General features: G+C 37.0%; 8 protein-coding genes and 1 tRNA gene. All 9 read right to left on the reverse strand.

The genetic code is table 11. From position 1 onward, the window contains the following. Window positions 1-145: 145 nt before the first annotated feature. On the reverse strand, window positions 146-391 hold the full coding sequence (locus HMPREF2933_RS03210) for an acyl carrier protein (RefSeq protein ID WP_024052907.1): 246 nt from the start codon (window positions 389-391) through the stop codon (window positions 146-148). Then, window positions 388-1386: a phosphate acyltransferase PlsX gene (gene plsX, locus HMPREF2933_RS03215; protein WP_024052908.1), complete on the reverse strand. Its 999-nt coding sequence runs from the start codon at window positions 1384-1386 to the stop codon at window positions 388-390. Before plsX ends, HMPREF2933_RS03210 begins: the two co-directional genes overlap by 4 nt. Further along, window positions 1383-2156, reverse strand: a complete 774-nt coding sequence (recO, locus tag HMPREF2933_RS03220; RefSeq protein ID WP_070672490.1) for a DNA repair protein RecO — start codon at window positions 2154-2156, stop codon at window positions 1383-1385. The genes plsX and recO overlap by 4 nt, the downstream gene beginning before the upstream one ends. Beyond that, the gene (locus tag HMPREF2933_RS03225; protein ID WP_024052910.1) at window positions 2134-3321 is read right to left on the reverse strand and encodes a pyridoxal phosphate-dependent aminotransferase; all 1188 of its coding nucleotides are present in this window, start codon (window positions 3319-3321) and stop codon (window positions 2134-2136) included. Before HMPREF2933_RS03225 ends, recO begins: the two co-directional genes overlap by 23 nt. Window positions 3322-3475: 154 nt before the next feature. Beyond that, the gene (locus HMPREF2933_RS03230) at window positions 3476-4444 is read right to left on the reverse strand and encodes a ribose-phosphate diphosphokinase (protein WP_024052911.1); all 969 of its coding nucleotides are present in this window, start codon (window positions 4442-4444) and stop codon (window positions 3476-3478) included. Window positions 4445-4576: 132 nt separating this feature from the next. Beyond that, window positions 4577-5767 carry a peptidoglycan hydrolase PcsB gene (gene pcsB, locus HMPREF2933_RS03235; RefSeq protein ID WP_024052912.1) on the reverse strand — a complete coding sequence of 397 codons (1191 nt, stop codon included), beginning with the start codon at window positions 5765-5767 and terminating at the stop codon, window positions 4577-4579. A 109-nt stretch (window positions 5768-5876) separates the two neighbouring features. Then, complete coding sequence (gene mreD / locus HMPREF2933_RS03240) at window positions 5877-6377, reverse strand: rod shape-determining protein MreD (protein WP_024052913.1); 501 nt, start codon at window positions 6375-6377, stop codon at window positions 5877-5879. Between the two features lies 1 nt (window position 6378). Continuing rightward, window positions 6379-7185: a rod shape-determining protein MreC gene (gene mreC / locus HMPREF2933_RS03245; RefSeq protein ID WP_024052914.1), complete on the reverse strand. Its 807-nt coding sequence runs from the start codon at window positions 7183-7185 to the stop codon at window positions 6379-6381. Window positions 7186-7279: 94 nt separating this feature from the next. Next, window positions 7280-7367: transfer RNA gene (locus tag HMPREF2933_RS03250), tRNA-Ser, on the reverse strand. Window positions 7368-7407: the final 40 nt, after the last annotated feature.

Below are 7407 nucleotides of genomic sequence, written 5' to 3' on the forward strand. Positions count from 1 at the left end.
TTTCACATTTTTCTGACTTAAGTCTATCATATTCAAAAAGGATTTTCAAGAAAATACCGTACAATATTTGCAAACATCAAAAAAACAGCTGGGGTTTCAGCTGTTTTCTCATATTTTCTTTATTTAGTCAATAAAAAGTTCGTTTTTATGCTTCCTTCAAATTTTTCTGCACACAAGCGATAACATCACTCACATTCTTCAACTCATCTATATCTTCGTCTGAAATTTCAATACCAAATTCATCTTCCACAGTTAGAATAAATTCCATCAAATCAACAGAATCTGCTTGTAAGTCATCTTTCAAACTAAGTGTTTGAGAAACTTGAAATCCCTCACCACGACTTTCCTGAATAATTTCTACGATTCTTTCGTAAATTTCTTGTTCTGTCATTCTGCCCCTCCCGAAAATTCATTTACTGCTTTTCCTACAACATCCGTTTCCAACATTGTACAAATTTGACGAATCGTGCTATAAACTGCTTTTGCATCGCTCGCTCCATGTGTTTTCACAACAGGTGCTTTTACTCCAAATAAAACAGCACCGCCTACATCAGAATAATTTAAACTACTCTTCAAAGACTTTAGACTGTCTTTCAGCAACACTGCACCTAGTTTTGCTTTCCAGCCACCGTTCAAAATGGATTTCTTGAGCTGACTCATAATTCCCATGGCTGTTCCCTCCATGGATTTTAACACAGCATTACCTGTAAATCCGTCCGCTACCACAACGTCTGCTACATGATCCATTAAATCACGCGCTTCCACATTTCCAATGAAATTTAGCGAGGAGTCCGCTACTAACAAATCATACACTTCCTTACGAAGCGAATCACCCTTGCTCGCTTCCGTCCCATTGTTTAAAAGCCCTACGCGTGGTTGTTTGATTCCACGGACATTTTCAGCATAAAATGACCCTAAAATAGCATACTGATGTAAATGATGAGCTGTATTTTCCGCATTAGCCCCCAAATCCAACATATCAAAGCCTTTGCCATCTGTCGTTGGTAATGTGGACATCAAACCTGGACGATCAATATTCTTGATACGTCCGACGATGAAGAATCCCGCAGCCAAAAGCGCTCCCGTATTTCCAGCAGAAAGTACCGCATCTGCTTCTCCGTCCTTTACTGCCTTTGCTGCCAGCACCATACTAGCATTTTTCTTCTTGCGAATTGCTTTAGTTGGCTCATCATCTGAATTGATTTTTTCATCTGTATGAACAATACGAACCCGCTCAGCTACTGTTAAATACTGCTTGATTTTTGCTTCATCTCCATAAAGAATGACTTCAATATTCGAAAAATCGTTCAGTGCTTGATTGACTCCCTCTACAATAGATTGTGGAGCATAATCGCCACCCATGGCATCAATCGCTATTTTTTTCATTTCAACTCCTTATTCTTTAAAATTTCTCCCCAGTCTCCCAGAGAATCAATAAATTTTTTTGGCTTTAGATGAATCCCAACATATTCTTCATAAATTTGATCAATCACTTTTCGTAATTGTCGTTTTAACTCAGGATTCAAAGAAATGGTCTCCAATTCACTATATTGAATCGCTTGAAATTGGTCTAATAAGTAAGGAATGTTGGGATCCAAATGACTCCGTCTCTCGTCTTTGTTGTAATGTTCCGAGCATAAAACGCCGTTATAAGTAAAAGAAAAATCAAACGGCAATCCTACTCGGTGGCAAAAGCAGCATTCATGGAAATTCAAATAAATTCCAAAACGTGACAAAATTTGAATTTCAAAAATATTGGTCAGCACCTCATAATCCAAGCCCTGCTCCATCAATTCCAACGTTTTTTGCAAAAAAGCAAAGAGAGCCGAATCTATTTTATTATCCTGAATACTGGCGTCTGCCAGAGCTACCACATAAGTTGCATAAGCCATTGTAAACAAATCATGATTGATATGCTGGAAAGTCGTAACCTCTTGATAATCATCGATATAACTCAAACCGTCATCATTTATTTTCATCAAAAAATCGGCCACTACCAATGGTTGGACAACCGGATTCAACTTAGAATTTCTAGCATGTTTCACGAAAAACATTCGCTTACCAGCTTGCTCTGTGAAAATTTTGACCAGTTTATCATTTTCTCGGAAATTACGATTATAGAGAACCAAACCTTTACTTGTGATGGATTTCAGCATACTCCTCCATATATTCCTCAAGCCGCTTCATAGCTTCTTTTATCGTATCCATGCTGGCCGCATAAGAAAGACGTACATAACCTTCCCCATACTGACCAAAAGCAGCACCAGGAATGAAAGCAACTGCTTTTTTTTGTGCAAAATCCTTCAAAAAAGCAAAAGAATCTTGATTATAGCCAGCTGGAATTTTGGCAAAAATGTAAAATGCACCATCTGGCTTGATAATCTTAAAGCCCAATTCTGTCATTTTTTCGATAATGTAATCGCGACGCTCAATATATTCCCTTTTCATTGGCTCTGCATCGTCTTTACCCGCTGTCAATGCCTCCACTCCTGCAAATTGAGCCATCGTGTTTGCGGCTGTCACCAAATATTGGTGACTTTTAATCAATTGAGCCGTAAAAGCAGCTGGGGCAAAGGTGAAACCTAGACGCCAGCCTGTCATCGCATGCGATTTAGACAAACCATTAATCACAATCGTTTGCTCTGGTAAAAATTCTGCAATAGATACATGTGGTTGCTCGGTATAAGTCAGCTCAGAGTACACTTCATCGCAAACAACAAAGACGTCATACTTTTTCAATACATCGGCTAACGCAGCCATTTGTTCTCGTGAATAAGTTACTCCTGTCGGATTAGCTGGATAATTCAAAATCACCGCTTTAAGCTGATTACCTTGCTTCAAGATAGCCTTTTCCAGCATTTCAGGTGTTAAAACAAAGTCATTTTCTGTGGTATCAATCTCGACAATTTCTGCTCCCACAAGATTCACAATTGGTTCATATCCTGGATAAGCAGGTGCAGGCAAAAGTACCTTGTCTCCTTCTTCTAAGATAGCTGTCAACGTAGCAGATAAAGCTTCGGTTGCCCCAATTGTCACTAAAATTTCTGTTTCAGGATCATAAGAAAGATTGTATTTTTCGTTTACAAATTGACTGGCTGCCTGACGCAATTCTAACAACCCACTCATGCCCGTATAATGACTCTCGTTTGCATCAATTGCCGCTTTCGCAGCTTCTTTTACATGATCTGGAGTTGTAAAATCAGGCTCTCCCAATGTCAAACGAAGAACTCCAGAAATGCTCGAAATAGATTGATCAAATTGCCGAATCAAAGAAACTTCAATTTTATCTAAATTTTTGTTAAAACGTTTCGTCAAATCCATATTTTACCTCCAAAATCTGATAGAACTATTATACTATAAAACCTAAGTCATAGCAAAAATATCATAATATTGAGAAAATTCATCACTTATCATCTGATTGAAGCAAAAGAATCACTCCAGCTATTAGAGTGATTCCTATCTAGATGTTCTTACATTAAAGAGCCGTTAAAGTTTCAAATAATGGCGAAAGAGGACGTTTTTCATGGATACGTACAATCGCCTCTGCCAAAAGATGAGCAATTGAAATTTGTTCAATTTTATCAATTAAACGTTCTTCCGGCAAATAAATTGTATCTAACACGACCAATTTTTTAATCGCTGATTTTTGAATATTATCCATAGCAGGGCCCGAAAGTACTGGATGAGTACAGCTTGCATAAACTTCTACCGCACCTGCATCAGCAAGTGCATCAGCAGCATGGCAAATTGTCCCAGCTGTATCAATCATATCGTCAATTAAAATACAAGTTTTGCCTTCTACTTTACCGATGATATTCATCACTTCACTCGTATTCATCTTATCTACACTACGACGCTTATCAATAATAGCAATCGGTGTTTTCAAAAATTCAGCTAATTTACGAGCGCGCGTCACACCACCGTGGTCAGGGCTAACAACTACATAATCGCTACCTGTCATCCCACGACGTTCAAAATAATCCGCAATGAGAGGAGCCCCCATAAGATGATCTACTGGAATATCAAAAAATCCTTGAATTTGAGCCGCATGTAAATCAATTGTCAGCAAACGATCAACACCAGCCACTTGCAACATATTTGCAACTAATTTTGAAGTAATTGGCTCACGAGCACGTGCCTTTCGGTCTTGACGAGCATAGCCATAATAAGGCATTACAACATTGATTGATTCAGCACTTGCACGCTTTAAAGCATCCACCATGATTAAAATTTCCATCAAATTATCATTGACGGGCGAGCTCGTTGACTGCAAGATAAAAACATGTTTTCCGCGGATAGATTCTTCGATATTTACTTGAATCTCCCCATCAGAAAATTGACGCACAGTTGACTTTCCAAGCTCCATACCAATCTCTTGAGCAACACGTTTAGCCAGTTCCTGGTTAGATGAAAGAGCAAAAAGCTTTAAATCAGAAAACGACATGATTTCCTCCAGTATATATTCGTTTCTTTGTAAATCAGTTACAAATTTCTCCACTTAACATTGTAACCCTTTTTAGTGAATTTTTCAATTAAAAATAAAAAACGCAAGATGCGCTTTTTATTTTTATATTCATTAATTTGGATAGATGTAAGTAAATGAACCTTGTCCTGCAACAGCTGGATTGAACCAACCACGATAATTTCCAATAGCTTGATTACCTGCATAATTTGCTTCAGATACTTGAATACTTGTAGCTGATTGAACAGCTGTTACAACAGCAACGTGTCCATAACCACCATCGTTCCATGAAATGATCGCACCTACTTGAGGTGTTGAACCTGTACGGAAACCAGCTGCAGCCGCACTTGCTGCCCATTGAGCCCCATTGCCCCAATAATCACCAGCCCACGGAGCTAATGTTTTTGCTCCCCATGTACATTGACCAACTGGATAAGTTGAAGCAGATGAACTATATGTAGGACGGCTCACAGTTCTAGTAGTAGTTGTTGCTGCTACACCACTATTGTTGTTTACAGCTTGTACTTGTGCTGCCAAACTTGTATTAGCAGAAGAAGCTACAGCTTGTTCTTGCGCCACTTGTTGTGCTTTATAAGCTGCTTCTTGTGCTGCTGCCTCTTCAGCTGCCTTTTGTGCCGCTGCTTTTTGTGCCAACAATGAGTTCTTTTCACCTTCAGCAGTTGCTTTTTCCGCAGCAAGATTCAACTGCGCTGCTTTTAGTTCAGCTTGCTTAGTAGACAATGTTTTTGCATCATTTGCAAGTGTTTGTTGATTTGCGATAACAGTATTTATCGCTTCATTATTTGCTACTTGTTTTTCAGAAATAGCTTTTTTATCTTGCTTTTGTTGTTCCAACATTTTATTGTTTGCTGAAACAATTTCACTCATCGCAGAAACACGTGAAATAGCTTCTGTAATCGATTTTGAATTTACAATTGTATTGATATAGCTTGTAGCTGTACCGCTCGTTTGAGCACTACGTGCTTGATTAGCCAATGATTCATTACGCGCTACAATATTCTTAGACAACGTTTCGATTTCAGCCGATAATTTTGTTGATTCAGCTTGAAGTTTTTCGTTTTCAGCTTTCAATTTTTCTTGTTGAGATTGAATAGATGAAACTTGAGCTTGAATTTGATCTACTTGAGCTTGAGCTGATTTTTGTTGATCATTCAAACTATTAATTTTACTATCTTGTGCAGCAATCTTGTCATCAGTAGAATCTGCATGTACATTTACAAGAGATACTCCCTGTGCAAGAACCATTGTACTTAATAAAATTGATGTAAGTAATTTTTTCTTCATAAACGATTATACTCCTATTCAATAAGACAATTATAAGTATAACAAAAAAAGGCGCTGAGTATGTTACGCCTTTATTACATTTCTATTGCCAATTCATCATAAAATCTTATCATAAATATATCTTCTCCAAAATTGGTTGAAGCAACAAAAAGAATAGTAAATTTGAGACCATTGTCGGAGCAATTGTATAAACGACAAAATCTGCAAAAGACATTTGAACTAGATGGGTAACATTTGCCAAAGCGAATGTAGCCACCTCAAAGAAAAATACTAAAATGGCAACTGTAAAAAAACGACTAACTCGATTAGACATCAAAACAGAATTATATTTACTAATAACAATCCCCGCTAAAGGCAACAATAGTGTCGAAATGCCGATAACATGAAAATAATACGCATCATACAATAAACCAATTAACAGCAACATGGTAAAATTAGTATTTTCTGAAAGATTTATCGAAATATACAAAATAAAGATAAGCAAAAGATGACTTAGTAAGTGGATATTATTTGGAAATAAATTAGTCAAAAGATTTGAAAGATGGCCATCTACTAACATCACAACAAATAAAACCAAAAAGGGTAAAATGTAGCTTTTAAAAAATTTCATATCAATTTCCTACTAATGTCACCACACGAATATCTGATAAATCCGTACTTGGTTTTACAAAGACTTCTTTTGTTAAATGGTCCGATTTTTCAGTAACAGAAAGGACTGTTCCAACCGGAATATTAGGAATGTTGTACGTTCCTAAACCACTGGTCACAACTTTCTCACCTTTTTTAATGGCATCCGAACTATTTAACTGACTGATAATAAAAGCAGATTTTTCTTTACTGTAGCCAACAATCACACCATAAATTGTACTTGTCTCCGTTTGAATTCTTACTGAAATATTATCAACATTTTTATTATTTGTTAAAAGATTTACTTGGCTAGAATGAGAAGCGACATCTTTCACACTACCAATCAAGCCACCATTTGCCACCGCTAGCATTGTATTTTGAATTCCATTTTGACGACCAGCATTGACAGTTAATTCAGATAACCAAGAAACCGGCATACGCATAATAACATCAGATGAAACCGTTTTTTTTGACTCATAAAGATTTTTCATTTCTAATAGCTGTCTTAATTGAGCATTTTCATCTTTTAATGAAGCTGAATCAGCAGATTGTTCTTCTGCTTTAAATAAAGCTTTTTTTAATTGCTTGTTTTCTTTATATGTCCGTGATAAATCAGTCAAATCTGATTTAACATCCACCAAAAAATTAAATGGTTTTGAAATAATATTATCCAAAATAGAAACAACATTAGAAGTTGCATTCACCACACCTAAAGAACGAGTAGTAACCAAAAGTACAGAAGTTATTATTATCAAAACAGCAGTCATAATAAGAAATTTGGATTTTTTCATATGATTCACTCTACTCCAAAATAGATACAATATCTATCACACAAGATTCACAGATAACAGAAAAGGAGATAGCTATCGCTACACTCCTTACATACGGAGAATGGGGGATTCGAACCCCCGCGCCAGTTACCCGACCTAACGATTTAGCAAACCGTCCTCTTCAGCCTCTTGAGTAATTCTCCAAAAATTATTATGGGCACGAGTGGACTCGAACCACCGACC

Source organism: Streptococcus sp. HMSC066F10 (assembly GCF_001813805.1).
Classification (GTDB): Bacteria; Bacillota; Bacilli; order Lactobacillales; family Streptococcaceae; genus Streptococcus; species Streptococcus vaginalis.